14 protein-coding genes are annotated in these 16,191 nt (G+C 52.4%); 10 read left to right on the top strand and 4 right to left on the bottom strand.

Annotated elements, in window-relative coordinates:
- Positions 1 to 66 precede the first annotated feature (66 nt).
- The 3 genes from znuA to lpxM all read left to right on the top strand — a co-directional run bounded on the left by znuA (position 67) and on the right by lpxM (position 3,437).
- Positions 67 to 1,011 (top strand): zinc ABC transporter substrate-binding protein ZnuA, encoded by a 945-nt coding sequence (gene znuA / locus E4Z61_RS07680; RefSeq protein WP_135322251.1) that lies wholly within the window; start codon positions 67 to 69, stop codon positions 1,009 to 1,011.
- A 15-nt stretch (positions 1,012 to 1,026) separates the two neighbouring features.
- Positions 1,027 to 2,346, top strand: coding sequence for a murein DD-endopeptidase MepM (gene mepM / locus E4Z61_RS07675; protein WP_135322250.1), 1,320 nt, complete (start codon positions 1,027 to 1,029; stop codon positions 2,344 to 2,346).
- 119 nt (positions 2,347 to 2,465) lie between these two features.
- Positions 2,466 to 3,437, top strand: coding sequence for a lauroyl-Kdo(2)-lipid IV(A) myristoyltransferase (gene lpxM / locus E4Z61_RS07670; RefSeq protein WP_135322249.1), 972 nt, complete (start codon positions 2,466 to 2,468; stop codon positions 3,435 to 3,437).
- Positions 3,438 to 3,488: 51 nt separating this feature from the next.
- Here lpxM and pyk read toward each other — a convergent pair whose 3' ends face one another.
- Both pyk and E4Z61_RS07660 read right to left on the bottom strand, forming a co-directional pair.
- Entirely contained in the window at positions 3,489 to 4,931 is a 1,443-nt protein-coding gene (pyk, locus tag E4Z61_RS07665; RefSeq protein ID WP_096757427.1) for a pyruvate kinase, read from the bottom strand.
- 121 nt (positions 4,932 to 5,052) lie between these two features.
- Positions 5,053 to 5,922 carry a MurR/RpiR family transcriptional regulator gene (locus tag E4Z61_RS07660; protein ID WP_096759428.1) on the bottom strand — a complete coding sequence of 290 codons (870 nt, stop codon included), beginning with the start codon at positions 5,920 to 5,922 and terminating at the stop codon, positions 5,053 to 5,055.
- 365 nt (positions 5,923 to 6,287) lie between these two features.
- Here E4Z61_RS07660 and zwf point away from each other — a divergent pair, with 365 nt between their 5' ends.
- The 3 genes from zwf to kdgA all read left to right on the top strand — a co-directional run bounded on the left by zwf (position 6,288) and on the right by kdgA (position 10,484).
- Positions 6,288 to 7,763, top strand: a complete 1,476-nt coding sequence (gene zwf / locus E4Z61_RS07650; RefSeq protein WP_135322247.1) for a glucose-6-phosphate dehydrogenase — start codon at positions 6,288 to 6,290, stop codon at positions 7,761 to 7,763.
- A gap of 234 nt (positions 7,764 to 7,997) precedes the next feature.
- Positions 7,998 to 9,809: a phosphogluconate dehydratase gene (gene edd / locus E4Z61_RS07645; RefSeq protein WP_135322246.1), complete on the top strand. Its 1,812-nt coding sequence runs from the start codon at positions 7,998 to 8,000 to the stop codon at positions 9,807 to 9,809.
- 36 nt (positions 9,810 to 9,845) lie between these two features.
- Positions 9,846 to 10,484 carry a bifunctional 4-hydroxy-2-oxoglutarate aldolase/2-dehydro-3-deoxy-phosphogluconate aldolase gene (kdgA, locus tag E4Z61_RS07640; RefSeq protein WP_135322245.1) on the top strand — a complete coding sequence of 213 codons (639 nt, stop codon included), beginning with the start codon at positions 9,846 to 9,848 and terminating at the stop codon, positions 10,482 to 10,484.
- Positions 10,485 to 10,554: 70 nt separating this feature from the next.
- On the opposite strand, the gene purT is transcribed toward kdgA, so the two are convergent.
- Positions 10,555 to 11,733, bottom strand: coding sequence for a formate-dependent phosphoribosylglycinamide formyltransferase (purT, locus tag E4Z61_RS07635; protein ID WP_135322244.1), 1,179 nt, complete (start codon positions 11,731 to 11,733; stop codon positions 10,555 to 10,557).
- A gap of 131 nt (positions 11,734 to 11,864) precedes the next feature.
- Between purT and yebG the strand changes: the two genes are divergently transcribed.
- The 4 genes from yebG to ptrB all read left to right on the top strand — a co-directional run bounded on the left by yebG (position 11,865) and on the right by ptrB (position 15,528).
- Entirely contained in the window at positions 11,865 to 12,155 is a 291-nt protein-coding gene (gene yebG / locus E4Z61_RS07630; RefSeq protein WP_135322243.1) for a DNA damage-inducible protein YebG, read from the top strand.
- A 119-nt stretch (positions 12,156 to 12,274) separates the two neighbouring features.
- Positions 12,275 to 12,628, top strand: a complete 354-nt coding sequence (gene yebF, locus E4Z61_RS07625; protein ID WP_135322242.1) for a protein YebF — start codon at positions 12,275 to 12,277, stop codon at positions 12,626 to 12,628.
- Between the two features lie 93 nt (positions 12,629 to 12,721).
- Positions 12,722 to 13,381 (top strand): tellurite resistance TerB family protein, encoded by a 660-nt coding sequence (locus tag E4Z61_RS07620; RefSeq protein ID WP_135322241.1) that lies wholly within the window; start codon positions 12,722 to 12,724, stop codon positions 13,379 to 13,381.
- Between the two features lie 86 nt (positions 13,382 to 13,467).
- Positions 13,468 to 15,528, top strand: a complete 2,061-nt coding sequence (gene ptrB / locus E4Z61_RS07615) for an oligopeptidase B (RefSeq protein WP_205746886.1) — start codon at positions 13,468 to 13,470, stop codon at positions 15,526 to 15,528.
- Here ptrB and exoX read toward each other — a convergent pair.
- On the bottom strand, positions 15,525 to 16,187 hold the full coding sequence (exoX, locus tag E4Z61_RS07610) for an exodeoxyribonuclease X (RefSeq protein WP_135322239.1): 663 nt from the start codon (positions 16,185 to 16,187) through the stop codon (positions 15,525 to 15,527). The genes ptrB and exoX overlap by 4 nt on opposite strands.
- Positions 16,188 to 16,191 lie beyond the last annotated feature (4 nt).

Below are 16,191 nucleotides of genomic sequence, written 5' to 3'. Positions count from 1 at the left end.
CTTGCAGAAGTTATAGAATGTTATAATATCACATTTCTCACATTCATTACGATGATTGGTCGCATTATGTTACATAAAAATACGCTTCTTTTCGCAGCATTATCCGCTGCTCTTTGGGGGAGTGCAACACAGGCCGCAAATGCTGCCGTGGTTGCCTCACTTAAGCCGTTAGGTTTTATTGCTTCGGCGATTGCCGATGGTGTTACGGATACCGAAGTGCTACTGCCTGACGGTGCATCTGAACATGATTACTCATTGCGTCCGTCTGACGTAAAACGCTTACAGGGCGCGGACTTAGTCGTTTGGATAGGCCCTGAGATGGAAGCGTTCATGGAAAAATCTGTCAAGAATATTCCTAATGCTAAACAGGTAACGATTGCGCAGCTTAATGACGTGAAACCGCTGCTCATGAAAGGGGCTGACGATGATGATGACGATCATGGACACAATGATGCCCAGGGTGAAAAAAGTGACGAACATCACCATCACGGTGACTACAACATGCATCTTTGGCTCTCCCCAGAGATAGCGCGGGCTACAGCGGTTGCAATCCATGAAAAATTAGTGGAACTTATGCCGCAAAGTCGAGCCAAACTTGACGCCAACCTGAAGGATTTTGAGGCACAATTAGCCGCAACCGATAAGCAGGTAGGTAACGAGCTCGCACCGCTCAAGGGGAAAGGTTACTTCGTTTTTCATGACGCCTACGGCTACTACGAAAAACACTACGGATTAACACCGCTTGGTCACTTTACCGTGAACCCTGAGATTCAACCTGGTGCGCAGCGTTTACATGAAATAAGAACACAGTTGGTTGAGCAAAAAGCAACCTGCGTTTTTGCTGAGCCACAGTTCAGGCCAGCGGTCGTTGAAGCCGTTGCGAGAGGGACATCCGTTCGAATGGGAACGTTGGATCCACTCGGAACAAACATCAAACTGGGTAAAACAAGCTATTCAGCGTTTCTGAACCAATTAGCCAACCAGTATGCGAGCTGCCTGAAAGGAGATTAATGAGGAAGTGAATACGTGCAACAGATAGCCCGCTCTGTCGCCCTGGCATTTAATAATCTGCCACGACCCCATCGCGTTATGTTGGGGTCGCTTACCGTTCTTACCCTGGCCGTCGCCGTCTGGCGGCCTTATGTTTATCATCCCGATTCTGCACCGATTGTCAAAACCATCGAACTCGAAAAAAGTGAGATTCGCTCGCTGTTGCCTGAGGCGAGTGAACCTATCGATCAGGCTGCTCAGGAAGATGAAGCTATCCCTCAGGATGAACTGGATGACAAAACTTCAGGAGAGGCCGGTGTTCACGAATATGTTGTCTCTACTGGCGATACGCTGAGCAGCATCCTGAATCAGTACGGCATCGACATGGGCGATATCAGCCAGCTTGCTGCCTCGGATAAAGAATTACGTAACCTGAAAATTGGCCAGCAACTTTCCTGGACGTTAGGCGCGGAAGGCGATTTGCAGCGCCTGACCTGGGAAGTTTCTCGTCGTGAAACCCGCACGTACGATCGCACCGCGACGGGTTTCAAAATGAGCAGCGAAATGCAGCAGGGCGACTGGGTTAATAGCCGTATCAACGGCACCGTGGGCGGCAGTTTCGTCGCCAGCGCCAAAGAGGCTGGATTGACCAGTACTGAAATCAGTGCGGTGATTAAGGCTATGCAGTGGCAGATGGACTTCCGCAAACTGAAAAAAGGCGATGAGTTCTCGGTGCTGATGTCTCGCGAGATGTTAGACGGCAAACGTGAGCAAAGCCAGTTGCTGGGCGTTCGTTTACGCTCCGAAGGTAAAGATTATTACGCAATCCGTGCGGAAGACGGTAAGTTCTATGACCGTAACGGGACCGGGTTGGCTAAAGGCTTTATGCGTTTCCCGACCGCGAAACAGTTCCGTATCTCGTCTAACTTTAACCCGCGTCGCCTTAATCCGGTAACCGGACGCGTTGCGCCGCACAAAGGTGTTGACTTTGCGATGCCGCAGGGGACGCCGGTGCTGTCGGTGGGTGATGGCGAAGTGGTCGTCGCGAAGCGCAGCGGCGCTGCAGGCTACTATGTCGCGGTTCGTCATGGTCGTACTTACACCACGCGTTATATGCACCTGCGTAAGCTGTTAGTCAAACCCGGGCAAAAAGTGAAACGTGGCGATCGTATCGCGCTGTCAGGTAATACCGGGCGTTCAACCGGCCCACACCTGCACTATGAAGTGTGGGTTAACCAGCAGGCCGTGAACCCGTTAACGGCTAAACTGCCGCGTACGGAAGGGTTGACCGGCTCGGATCGTACCGATTACCTGGCGCAGGTCAAAGAGGTGCTTCCTCAGTTGCGCTTCGATTAATCAACACACTGAAAAAGCCGGTACGTTTTGCGTGCCGGCTTTTTTATTTTGTACGGGGCACGACGCGCCGCTACACTATCAGCAGATTTACTTTTCGCGGTACCAGACACTGGAAGAGCATGGAAACGAAAAAAAAGAATATTGAGTATATCCCTGAGTTTCATAAATCATTCCACCATCCGCGCTACTGGGGCGCCTGGCTGGGTGTGGCGGCGATAGCAGGGATTGCGTTAACGCCTGCATCGTTTCGCGATCCTGTGCTGGCGAAACTAGGACGTCTTGTTGGAAGATTAGGGAAGAGTTCGCGCCGCAGAGCGCTGATCAACTTATCCCTATGCTTTCCTGAGCGCAGCGAAGCCGAGCGAGAAGCTATCGTCGATGAGATGTTTGCGACCGCGCCTCAGGCGATGGTGATGATGGCGGAGCTTGCGCTGCGTGGCCCGGAGAAAATCCAAAATCGGGTGGACTGGCAAGGTCTTGAAATCATTGAGGAGATGCGACGCAACGAGGAAAAGGTGATTTTTCTCGTTCCGCACGGCTGGGGTGTTGATATTCCGGCTATGTTGATGGCCTCTCAGGGTCAGAAAATGGCCGCGATGTTCCACAACCAGGGCAATCCTGTTTTTGATTATGTCTGGAACACGGTGCGCCGTCGTTTCGGCGGTCGTTTACATGCGCGTAACGACGGCATCAAACCCTTTATCCAGTCCGTGCGTCAGGGCTATTGGGGATACTATTTGCCGGATCAGGATCATGGTCCTGAGCACAGCGAGTTTGTTGATTTCTTTGCCACCTACAAAGCGACATTACCGGCGATAGGCCGCCTGATGAAAGTGTGCCATGCGCGTGTCGTGCCGCTGTTTCCGGTGTATGACGGTAAAACGCATCGCTTGACGATTCAGGTTCGCCCGCCGATGGATGACATCCTGACGGCGGATGACCACACCATTGCCAGACGAATGAACGAAGAGGTGGAGATTTTTGTCGCACCGCACCTTGAGCAGTACACCTGGATTTTGAAGCTGTTAAAGACCCGTAAACCCGGTGAAATTGAGCCGTATAAACGAAAAGATCTCTATCCGAAGAAATAAAAAAAAGCCTCTCGTTTGAGAGGCTTTTTACATCAGGCGAAAAGCTTGCCGTTATTCTACAGTCAGAATACGCGTGGTGTTGGTAGAGCCAATCGTGCTCATGACGTCACCTTGGGTGACAATCACCAGGTCGCCAGAAACCAGATAGCCTTTATCACGCAGCAGGTTCACCGCTTCGCTGGCGGCAACCACACCGTCGGTTTCACTGTCAAAGTGAACCGGGGTGACGCCACGATACAGGGAAGTCAGATTCAGTGTACGCTCATGACGGGACATGGCGAAAATCGGCAGGCCAGAGCTGATGCGGGATGTCATCAGCGCAGTACGACCGGATTCCGTCATCGCGATAATGGCAGTTACCCCTTTCAGGTGGTTTGCCGCATACATTGCTGACATAGCGATGGCTTCTTCAACGTTATCAAACTGCACGTCGAGGCGGTGTTTGGAGACATTGATGCTCGGGATTTTTTCAGCGCCCAGGCAGACGCGTGCCATCGCGGCGACGGTTTCAGCCGGATACTGACCCGCGGCGGTTTCTGCCGACAGCATGACGGCGTCGGTGCCGTCGAGCACGGCGTTAGCCACATCCATGACTTCCGCACGGGTCGGCATCGGGTTGGTGATCATCGACTCCATCATCTGCGTGGCGGTAATGACCGCACGGTTCAGCTGACGAGCACGACGGATTAGGGCTTTCTGAATACCAACCAGCTCAGGGTCGCCAATTTCAACGCCCAGATCGCCACGAGCCACCATCACTACGTCAGATGCCAGGATGATGTCATCCATCGCATTCTGGTCGCAGACGGCTTCTGCACGCTCGACCTTGGCGACAATTTTCGCGTCACAGCCGGCATCGCGCGCCAGACGGCGGGCATAATTCAGGTCTTCGCCGCAGCGCGGGAAGGAGACGGCCAGATAATCAACGCTGATTTGTGCGGCGGTGATGATGTCGGCTTTGTCTTTTTCGGTCAGTGCTTCTGCAGAGAGACCACCGCCCAGTTTGTTGATGCCTTTGTTGTTGGAAAGCGGGCCACCGACGGTCACTTCAGTGAAGACTTTCATGCCCTGAACTTCCAGCACTTTGAGCTGTACGCGGCCATCGTCCAACAGCAGGATGTCGCCAGGGACAACGTCAGCAGGCAGTCCTTTATAGTCAATACCGACTTTTTCTTTGTCGCCTTCGCCTTTACCCAGGTTGGCATCTAACAGGAACTTGTCGCCAATGTTGAGGAATACTTTGCCTTCTTTGAAGGTTGATACGCGGATTTTAGGTCCCTGCAGGTCACCCAAAATAGCGACATGACGTCCCAGTTTGGCAGCAATTTCACGGACTTTATCCGCCCGCAGTTTGTGGTCTTCTGGAGACCCGTGCGAAAAGTTCATGCGTACGACGTTTGCGCCCGCGGCGATAATTTTTTCAAGGTTGTTATCGCGGTCAGTTGCCGGGCCTAACGTGGTAACGATTTTGGTTCTGCGAAGCCTTCTGGACATGTAATACTCCGTTGACTGAAACAACTAGGTGTTGCGTGTGAACATTGATCCGGCCGTTCTTAAACATAACGGTAAAAATGAACAACCCGGATGATAAAAGGGTAGAACATCGTTATTGCTTTTAGCGGTCATCACTCTTGATGAGTAATTCTTTATCAAAACGCGATTCCTTGAGCGCTTCCTTGACACGCTTCAAGTTATCTCTAAATTTTGCCCCTCGGCGCAAAGTAAATCCTGTAGCCAGCACATCTATCACGGTCAGTTGAGCAAGTCGAGAGACCATGGGCATATAAATGTCAGTATCTTCCGGTACATCCAGGGTAATTGCCAGCGTGGCTTCACGTGCCAACGGTGTGCCGGGCGAGGTGAGTGCAATCACCATGGCATCGTTTTCTCGCGCCAGCTGTGCCAGTTCCACCAGGCTCTTCGTTCTGCCGGTATGGGAAATGAGTACAATGACGTCGTCATCGCTACAATTCATACAGCTCATGCGTTGCAGTACAATATCGTCGGAATAGATCACTGGTACGTTAAAACGGAAAAATTTATTCATGGCGTCGTGCGCCACGGCAGCAGAGGAACCCAGGCCGAAAAAGGCGATTTTCTTCGCTTGGGTTAATAAATCAACTGCTCGATTGACCGCCGCGTTATCCAGCGACTGGCGGACATGGTCCAAGCTTGCCATCGCGGATTCGAAGATTTTCCCCGTATAGGATTCAACGCTGTCATCCTCATCGACATTACGATTAACATATGGGGTACCATTTGCCAGACTTTGCGCCAGATGCAGTTTAAAATCAGGAAAGCCTCGCGTGTCCATGCTGCGACAGAATCGATTCACAGTCGGTTCGCTGACGTTGGCTTCCAGAGCCAGTGTAGCAATGCTTGAATGGATCGCCCGGTCAGGCGATGTCAGAATGACATCGGCGACTTTACGTTCGGACTTGCTCAGATGTTCCAGTTTTAACTGGATTTTTTCCAGCATATTCATGATGTAGGTAGACTCATCGGTCATGGGCAAAAACGATTTCAACGATACGGGGAAATCGGGAGATAATTTTGTTAGATATTACCCCTGCTCACTAACGTTCGGGGCAAAATGGACAGAAAAGTTGTTGTTTTTTTTCAATACATGATCGGAGTCGGGTTTTCTTACGTTTTCATGGGAACGCAAAAAAGCGACTTTTTTATCCATTTTGCTGCTGTAAACGCCAATAACACCGCTGTTCACGGTAACAGCACGGCTGGATAAGCGTTTACGGTTCACGGAATCACGTAAAAGCAGTACAGTGCACTGTAATAAAATTACATCCAGTGTCTGGCAAAAGCACCAGGCACTCAACTGAGGAGAATGACATGGCGGTAACGCAAACAGCCCAGGCATGTGACCTGGTCATTTTCGGCGCGAAGGGTGATCTTGCACGTCGGAAATTGCTGCCTTCCCTGTATCAGCTGGAAAAGGCCGGCCAGATTAACCCGGATACCCGCATTATTGGGGTAGGTCGCGCTGACTGGGACAAAGCAGCCTATACCAAGGTTGTACGCGAAGCACTCGAAACTTTCATGAAAGAAAAAATCGATGAAAGTTTGTGGGATACCCTCAGTGGTCGTCTGGAATTTTGTAACCTGGACGTCAATGATACCGCTGCCTTTGGCCGTCTGGGTGAAATGCTTGATCAAAAAGCGCGCACCACCATTAACTATTTTGCCATGCCGCCAAGCACATTTGGCGCGATCTGCAAAGGTTTAGGTGAAGCGAAACTCAACGCCAAACCGGCTCGTGTGGTGATGGAAAAACCACTGGGAACGTCGCTGGCGACCTCCCGTGAAATCAACGACCAGGTTGGCAAATATTTTGAAGAATGCCAGGTTTACCGTATTGACCACTATCTGGGCAAAGAGACGGTACTGAACCTACTGGCACTGCGTTTTGCCAACTCTCTGTTTGTGAACAACTGGGATAACCGCACTATCGATCACGTAGAAATTACCGTGGCGGAAGAGGTGGGTATCGAAGGACGTTGGGGCTATTTTGACCAGGCCGGTCAGATGCGCGACATGATCCAGAACCACCTGCTGCAGATCCTGTGCATGATCGCCATGTCGCCGCCGTCCGATCTGAGCGCCGACAGCATCCGTGATGAGAAAGTGAAAGTCCTGAAATCACTGCGCCGTATCGATCGCACAAACGTGCGTGAAAAAACGGTTCGTGGTCAGTACACCACCGGTTTTGCGCAAGGTAAAAAAGTACCGGGATATCTGGAAGAAGAGGGCGCGAACAAGAGCAGCAATACCGAAACCTTTGTTGCGATCCGCGTGGATATCGACAACTGGCGCTGGGCGGGCGTGCCGTTCTATCTGCGTACCGGTAAGCGTCTGCCGACCAAATGTTCTGAAGTGGTAGTGTACTTCAAAACGCCTGAGCTGAACCTGTTTAAAGAATCCTGGCAGGATCTGCCGCAGAACAAGTTGACCATCCGTTTGCAGCCTGATGAAGGTGTTGATATCCAGGTGCTTAACAAAGTGCCGGGTCTGGACCACAAGCATAATCTGCAGATCACCAAATTGGATCTGAGCTATTCCGAGACCTTCAATCAAACGCACCTGGCCGATGCTTACGAGCGCTTACTGCTAGAAACCATGCGCGGCATTCAGGCGCTATTTGTGCGTCGTGACGAGGTTGAAGAAGCGTGGAAGTGGGTTGACTCCATCACCGAAGCCTGGGCAATGGACAACGACGCACCGAAACCGTATCAGGCAGGGACCTGGGGACCGGTTGCCTCGGTGGCCATGATCACCCGTGACGGTCGTTCGTGGAACGAATTCGAATAAAATTTCATCTAGCCATTAGGTGTTATTTTACCGGTAACATGATCTAACACAGATTGTAGAATAATTTTTGCACTTTTAAGCCTCGTGTGGATTCACCCGCGAGGCTTTTTTTATTACACTGCCTGAAACGATTTTGCCCCTGAGCTACGGCCTGCAAGCTATTCAGCATGGTTTTACCCTACTGAAACGCATTGTGAATCCTCATGCTCTGACAGATAAATTTTAGGAGCCTCTATGAATCCGAAATTGTTACGCGTAACACAACGCATCGTTGAACGTTCTCAAAAGACGCGTTCTGCCTACCTCGCCCGTATCGAACAGGCCAAAACGACAACCGTTCACCGTTCACAACTGGCATGCGGGAATCTGGCCCATGGTTTTGCCGCCTGTCAGCCAGAAGACAAAGCGTCGCTGAAAAGCATGCTGCGAAACAATATCGCGATCATTACCTCCTATAACGACATGCTCTCTGCGCATCAGCCGTACGAGCATTACCCGGATATCATCCGCAAAGCCTTGCATGAAGCCAATGCGGTAGGTCAGGTTGCGGGCGGCGTACCTGCGATGTGCGATGGCGTAACTCAGGGACAGGACGGGATGGAGCTTTCCCTGCTGAGTCGCGAAGTGATCGCAATGTCTGCGGCTATTGGCTTATCTCACAACATGTTCGACGGCGCGCTGTTCCTCGGCGTGTGCGACAAAATTGTCCCAGGTCTGGTGATGGCGGCGCTGTCGTTTGGTCACCTGCCATCCATTTTTGTTCCATCAGGCCCGATGGCGAGCGGCCTGGCGAACAAAGAAAAAGTGCGTATCCGTCAGCTCTATGCCGAAGGAAAAGTGGACCGTATGGCGCTGCTTGAGTCTGAAGCCGCGTCTTATCACGCGCCGGGTACCTGTACCTTCTACGGTACCGCCAACACTAACCAGATGGTGGTGGAGTTTATGGGTATGCAGTTGCCAGGTTCCTCTTTTGTGCACCCTGACGCCCCGTTGCGCGAAGCGTTGACCGCGGCGGCGGCCCGTCAGGTCACGCGTCTGACCGGTAACGGCAACGAATGGATGCCAATCGGTAAAATGATTGATGAAAAAGTGGTAGTGAACGGCATTGTGGCGCTGCTGGCGACCGGTGGTTCAACCAACCATACGATGCACCTGGTGGCGATGGCGCGTGCGGCGGGTATTCTCATCAACTGGGATGACTTCTCCGATCTGTCCGACATCGTGCCGCTGATGGCGCGCCTGTACCCGAACGGTCCGGCCGATATTAACCATTTCCAGGCCGCAGGCGGTGTGCCGGTGTTAATGCGCGAGCTGCTCAATGCTGGTCTGCTGCATGAAGATGTCAACACTGTTGCAGGCTTCGGCTTATCGCGTTACACCATGGAACCGTGGCTGAACAACGGCGAGCTGGACTGGCGTGAAGGGGCTGAGAAGTCGCTGGACAGCACCGTGATTGCGGCGTTTGACGAGCCGTTCTCACATCATGGCGGTACCAAAGTACTAAGCGGCAACCTGGGGCGTGCGGTGATGAAAACCTCCGCAGTACCGGTTGAAAACCAGGTGATTGAAGCTCCGGCGATTGTCTTTGAAAGCCAGCATGATGTGTTACCGGCGTTTGATGCGGGCCTGCTGGATCGGGATTGCGTAGTCGTTGTGCGTCATCAGGGACCAAAAGCGAATGGCATGCCAGAATTACATAAACTCATGCCACCACTTGGTGTATTATTGGACCGTTGTTTCAAAATTGCGTTAGTTACCGATGGACGACTTTCAGGTGCTTCAGGTAAAGTGCCTTCAGCAATCCATGTAACCCCGGAAGCTTATGATGGCGGGCTACTGGCAAAAGTACGCGATGGCGACATCATTCGTGTGAATGGACAGACAGGTGAATTGACGCTGCTGGTTGATGAAGAGGAACTTGCCTCTCGTCAGCCCCACATTCCCGATCTCAGCGCATCGCGCGTGGGTACAGGGCGTGAAATGTTCAGCGCGTTGCGCGAAAAGCTGTCCGGTGCGGAGCAGGGCGCAACCTGTATCGATTTTTAAGACTCATTTTGTAATCAGGCGAGAGAAGAAACTCTGATGAAAAACTGGAAGACAAGTGCAGAAGCAATCCTGACCACTGGCCCGGTTGTACCGGTTATTGTGGTGAATAAACTGGAACACGCAGTGCCGATGGCAAAAGCGCTGGTTGCAGGTGGTGTGCGTGTCCTGGAAGTGACCTTACGTACCGCATGTGCGATGGATGCTATTCGTGCAATCGCCAAAGAAGTGCCGGACGCCATCGTCGGTGCAGGCACCGTACTGAACCCGCAGCAGCTCGCGGAAGTGACCGAAGCTGGCGCGCAGTTTGCGATTAGCCCGGGCCTGACCGAGCCTCTGCTGAAAGCGGCAACCGAAGGGACGATTCCGTTGATCCCAGGTATCAGCACCGTTTCTGAATTGATGCTGGGCATGGACTACGGTTTGAAAGAATTCAAATTCTTCCCAGCTGAAGCGAATGGCGGCACAAAAGCGCTGCAGGCGATTGCGGGTCCGTTCTCCCAGGTGCGTTTCTGCCCGACTGGCGGTATCTCTCCGGCCAACTACCGTGACTACCTGGCACTGAAAAGCGTGCTGTGCATCGGTGGTTCCTGGCTGGTTCCGGCGGATGCGCTGGAAGCGGGCGACTACGATCGCATTACCAAGCTGGCTCGCGAAGCAGTAGAAGGCGCGAAGTAGTAATAGCATAAAATGCCCGGTAGCGTTTACCGGGCATGTGAGTCTAAAACGGGTCGGGTGGCCCGTTTTTTTATCCTGCGACGTTCACCTGTGCAGCGGCGATTTTCGCTCGCTCAACTGCTGCATCAACGCTTTCTGCTGTTGCCAGCACGACGCCTAAACGACGCGAGCCTTCGATTTCCGGCTTACCGAACAAACGGAGTTGCAAACCGGCACCAACAGCACTTTCAATGTTACCAAACGTCACATTCTGGCTGGTAAGCTGCGGCAGAATAACGGCCGATGCAGACGGACCATACTGGCGGATTATACCAACGGGCAATCCGAGGAACGCACGAACGTGCAACGCAAATTCGGACTGATCTTGCGAAATCAACGTCACCATGCCGGTGTCGTGTGGGCGAGGGGAGACTTCGCTGAAAATCACCTCGTCACCGCAAACAAATAACTCTACGCCAAACAACCCATAACCACCCAACGCCAGCACGACCTTGCGGGCAATCTCCTGTGCGCGTTCCAGCGCCAGCTCACTCATCTGCTGCGGCTGCCAGGATTCACGGTAATCGCCATCTTCCTGGCGATGGCCTACTGGCGCGCAGAAGTGCACACCGTCAACGGCGCTGACGGTCAGCAGGGTGATTTCAAAATCGAAATTGACTACGCCTTCGACGATCACGCGCCCGGAACCTGCACGGCCTCCCTGTTGGGCATACTCCCAGGCTTCGGTAAGCTGCTCGGCGGAACGAATAAAACTCTGCCCCTTACCGGAAGAACTCATTACCGGCTTCACGATGCACGGAAAGCCGATTTCGGCCACCGCATCACGAAAGCGGGCCTCGCTATCGGCAAAGCGGAAAGAGGACGTGGGTAAGGACAACTCTTCAGCAGCAAGGCGCCGGATACCTTCACGGTTCATGGTCAGTTGCGTTGCGCGGGCACAGGGCGCAACGTTCAGGCCTTCCTGCTCCAGTTTAACCAGCATATCCGTCGCAATGGCTTCAATTTCGGGCACGATATAATGTGGCTTTTCACGCTCGACGACCTCGCGCAATGCGTCGCCATCCAGCATATTAATCACGTATGCGCGGTGGGCTACGTGCATCGCCGGCGCGTCGGGGTAACGATCCACGGCAATCACTTCCACACCCAGGCGCTGGCATTCAATTGCTACTTCTTTACCCAGTTCCCCTGAACCTAATAACATCACTCGCGTTGCTGCCGGACGCAGCGCCGTGCCTAATAACGTCATAAATTAATCCCCTGTTTTATCTGGGCGCAGTATATACGAAAACGTTTGCGTCTGTCTTTATTACCAGGTTGATTTCGTGGCTGAAAAAGAATATACTGTACATAATTACAGGTAATTTAAGAGGCTGCAAAATGGCGGTTGAAGTTAAATACGTAGTCATTCGGGAAGGTGAGGAAAAAATGTCGTTTACCAGCAAAAAGGAAGCCGATGCGTATGACAAAATGCTGGATACAGCAGATCTGCTAGATACATGGCTGGAACAGTCGCCGGTCGCGCTCGAAGATGAACAGCGTGAAGCACTGTCTCTGTGGCTGGCTGAGCAAAAAGACGTGCTGAGCACCATCCTGAAAAACGGCAAACTGCCATCACCTCAGGCAGTCGAAAACGCAGCTTCCGACGAGGATGATACACAAGCGGCCTGATCCGACTTGCGCTCCCGGCGTTTTGTACCATGCTTTTTCCTGAATCATTGTGCTGTACCCAACTGATTTCGTGTTGCATTTCTGCAGCCTGAAAGGTGTAGGGGATAAAGGAGAAAAGAATGAATAAAAGAAAAACGCTGTTGAGCCTGCTGCTGTTATCTGCCAGCGTATCGGCCTTTGCTGCAAATACGGAAAGTAAGACCGTCCAGTTTCCTAAGTGCGAAGGTCTGGATGCCGACGGTATTGCGGCAAGTGTAAAACGTGATTATCAGCAAAATCGCATTGTTCGCTGGGCTGACGATCAGAAAAAACTGGGACAACTTGATCCAGTCGCGTGGGTTAATCCGCAGGACATTGTCGGTAAAGACGGGCAGTGGACGGTTCCTCTTACTGTACGCGGCAAGAGCGCGGATATTCACTATCAGGTGAAGGTTGATTGTAAAGCGGGTAGCGCGGAGTACCTGTCGCAGTAACCCGGTATTTGCGCATCTTTTGCTACAATAGACACTTCCTGACATCCCCTCGGGTACGCTGTGATGATTAATCGTCGGTACTTGAGGGGCAAAATGGCTAACTGGCTGAATCAACTACAATCTCTTCTTGGGCAAAAAGGATCGTCCGCGTCCTCTTCGGGCGATCAGGGGCTGAGCAAACTGCTGGTTCCCGGGGCATTAGGCGGTCTGGCGGGATTACTGGTTGCCAGTAAATCCTCACGCAAACTGTTGACCAAATACGGTACCAGCGCGCTGTTAGTGGGTGGCGGAGCGGTTGCCGGAAGCGTGTTATGGAACAAATACAAAGATAAAGTCCGCACGGCTCATCAGGATGAGACGCAGTTTGGCACGCAAAGTACGCCGGTGGATGAGCGGACTGAACGCTTGATCCTCGCGCTGGTCTTTGCGGCAAAAAGCGATGGCCATATCGATGCGAAAGAACGTGCGGCCATTGAGCAGCAACTGCGTGAAGCGGGTGTAGAAGAGCAGGGGCGCATTCTAATTGAACGCGCCATCGAACAACCGCTTGATCCTCAGCGCCTGGCGCAGGGGATCCGCAATGAAGAAGAGGCGCTGGAGATTTATTTCCTTAGCTGTGCGGCGATCGATATTGACCACTTTATGGAGCGCAGCTATCTGAACGCGCTGGGCGATGCCTTAAAGATCCCGCAGGATGTGCGCGAAGGCATTGAGCAGGATCTTAAGCAACAAAAACAGGCGTTGCCAAGTTAAATAGTTACTGCGAAGGAGCATGTTTCGCTTGCATCATTGCTGACTTTTGCCACCCTTATAGGATGTTTAAGCAAAAGAACAATGACATGCTACACAAAGCTCCTCGTATTCCACACGCCATGACGCAGCATGGCGATACGCGCGTTGATAATTATTACTGGTTGCGAGATGACACCCGATCGCAGCCAGAGGTCCTTGATTACCTGCAGCAAGAAAATGCCTGGGGCCGTCAGGTTATGGCCTCGCAGCAGGCGTTGCAGGATCGCGTGCTGAAAGAAATTATCGACCGTATCCCCCCACAGGATGTTTCCGCACCCTATGTGAAGAACGGTTTTCGCTACCGGCATATCTATGAACCAGGCTGTGAGTACGCCATTTATCAGCGCCAGTCTGCACTCAGCGAAGAGTGGGACGCATGGGATACGTTGCTGGACGGGAACCAGCGCGCAGCCCACAGTGAGTTTTATACGCTGGGCGGTCTCGCAATATCCCCGGACAACACTATTATGGCGCTGGCTGAGGATTATCTCTCGCGTCGGCAATATGGCGTGCGCTTTCGCAACCTGCAAAGTGGTAACTGGTATCCAGAAGTCCTCGACAACGTTGAGCCTGAATTAGTCTGGGCGAACGATTCGCAAACTTTCTATTACGTGCGTAAGCATGAAACCACGTTGTTGCCATACCAGGTCTGGCGGCACACCGTCGGCTCACCGTCATCCCAGGATCGGCTGGTCTATGAAGAGGCGGACGATATGTTTTATGTCAGCCTGCATAAAACGACCTCGCAGCATTATGTCGTTATTCATCTTGCCAGTGCGACCACCAGTGAGGTTTTGCTGCTTGATGCCGAGCTGGCCGATGCCGAACCATTAGTTTTTTTACCGCGGCGCAAAGATCATGAGTACAGCCTCGATCACTATCAGCACGCGTTTTATCTGCGATCTAACCGTCAGGGTAAAAACTTTGGTCTGTACCGTACTCGCGTGCGTGATGAACAGTCCTGGGAAGAGCTGATTCCACCGCGCGAGAGCGTCATGCTGGAAGGCTTTACGCTGTTTACCGACTGGCTGGTGGTGGAAGAACGTCAGCGGGGATTAACCAGCCTGCGACAGATCAACCGTAAGACGCGCGAAGTGGTTGGGATCGCCTTTGACGATCCAGCCTATGTCACCTGGCTTGCTTATAACCCCGAACCGGAAACATCACGGCTGCGTTATGGCTATTCATCAATGACGACGCCGGACACGCTCTTTGAGCTGGATATGGACACCGGAGAGCGACGGGTGCTTAAACAGACGGAGGTCCCTGGTTTTGATGCGGAAAATTACCGTAGCGAGCACATGTGGATCACCGTGCGTGATGGCACAGAGGTGCCGGTTTCGCTGGTTTACCATCAGAAGCATTTCCAAAAAGAGAAAAATCCATTGCTGGTATACGGCTATGGCTCCTATGGGGCCAGTATGGACGCTGATTTTAGCAGCAGCCGTTTAAGCCTGCTGGATCGCGGCTTTGTGTATGCCATTGCCCACGTTCGTGGTGGAGGCGAGCTGGGGCAACAATGGTACGAAGACGGTAAGTTTTTGCTCAAGAAAAACACCTTCAACGATTATCTCGACGTCTGCGATGCCTTGCTCAAGCAGGGATACGGTTCACCTTCATTATGCTATGGCATGGGAGGAAGCGCCGGTGGGATGCTGATGGGCGTCGCCATTAACGAACGCCCGGAGCTGTTTCACGGAGTGGTTGCTCAGGTGCCGTTTGTTGACGTGGTGACCACGATGCTGGACGAGTCGATTCCGCTGACCACTGGGGAGTTTGAAGAGTGGGGCAACCCGCAGGATGCGGAATATTACGCCTACATGAAAAGCTACAGCCCGTACGATAATGTTACCGCGCAGGCCTATCCGCATCTGCTGGTTACCACCGGGTTACACGATTCCCAGGTGCAATACTGGGAACCGGCAAAATGGGTGGCAAAACTACGAGAGCTGAAAACGGACGATCATCTACTGTTGCTGTGTACGGATATGGACTCTGGGCACGGCGGTAAATCTGGTCGCTATAAATCTTATGAAGGCGTGGCTCTTGAGTTCGCCTTTTTGATTGGCCTGGCACAAGGGACGTTGCCCGGCCACGCTGCTGCCTAGGCGTTATCCAGATAGTGTTTAAGTGTTAATCGCAGTTCCGGGCTCATACTGTCAAGGTTATTAAACAGCCAGCGCAGATAGCCTGGATCGCGTTCGGCGACCTCGGAAACGGCTTTACCGCGATATTTACCGAAGGTAAATGTGGTTAATAGCGCAGGACGACCGGTAATGTCGACCATTTGCTCTGCCGACCAGCCTGAGGTGTTCATGATGTCGATCAGCAATGCCGCGGTGATATAGCAATCGTAAAGCGCGCGGTGCTGATGCAAACCGACGGGCGTCTGTACGCTCAGCTTACGGGAGTTATATAACGCCATGTTGCTGTATTTGATCCCCGGCCACAGACGTCGGGACAGCTTCATGGTGCAAATCCATTCACCGGGCATGTCAGGCAATACGCGTCGATCGAAACTGGCATTGTGCGCGACGTACCACTCGCTGCCGTAATAATGTGGGATGACGTCTTCAATCCACGGTTTACCCGCTACCATGGCTTCCGTAATCCTATGAATAGCCATCGCCTGTGGGCTGATGGGACGATCAGGCCGAACGAGGTGGCTCATCGGATTAACAATTTTGCCATCAACCACATCGACAGAAGCGATCTCAACAATGCCTCCCTGCAGACCGCAGGTTTCTGTATCTATTATGCGCAACATGCCA

The organism is Citrobacter tructae (assembly GCF_004684345.1).
Classification (GTDB): Bacteria; Pseudomonadota; Gammaproteobacteria; order Enterobacterales; family Enterobacteriaceae; genus Citrobacter; species Citrobacter tructae.
Note: the sequence above shows the minus strand (reverse complement) of the source record. Positions and strands in the feature narration are given on the sequence as shown.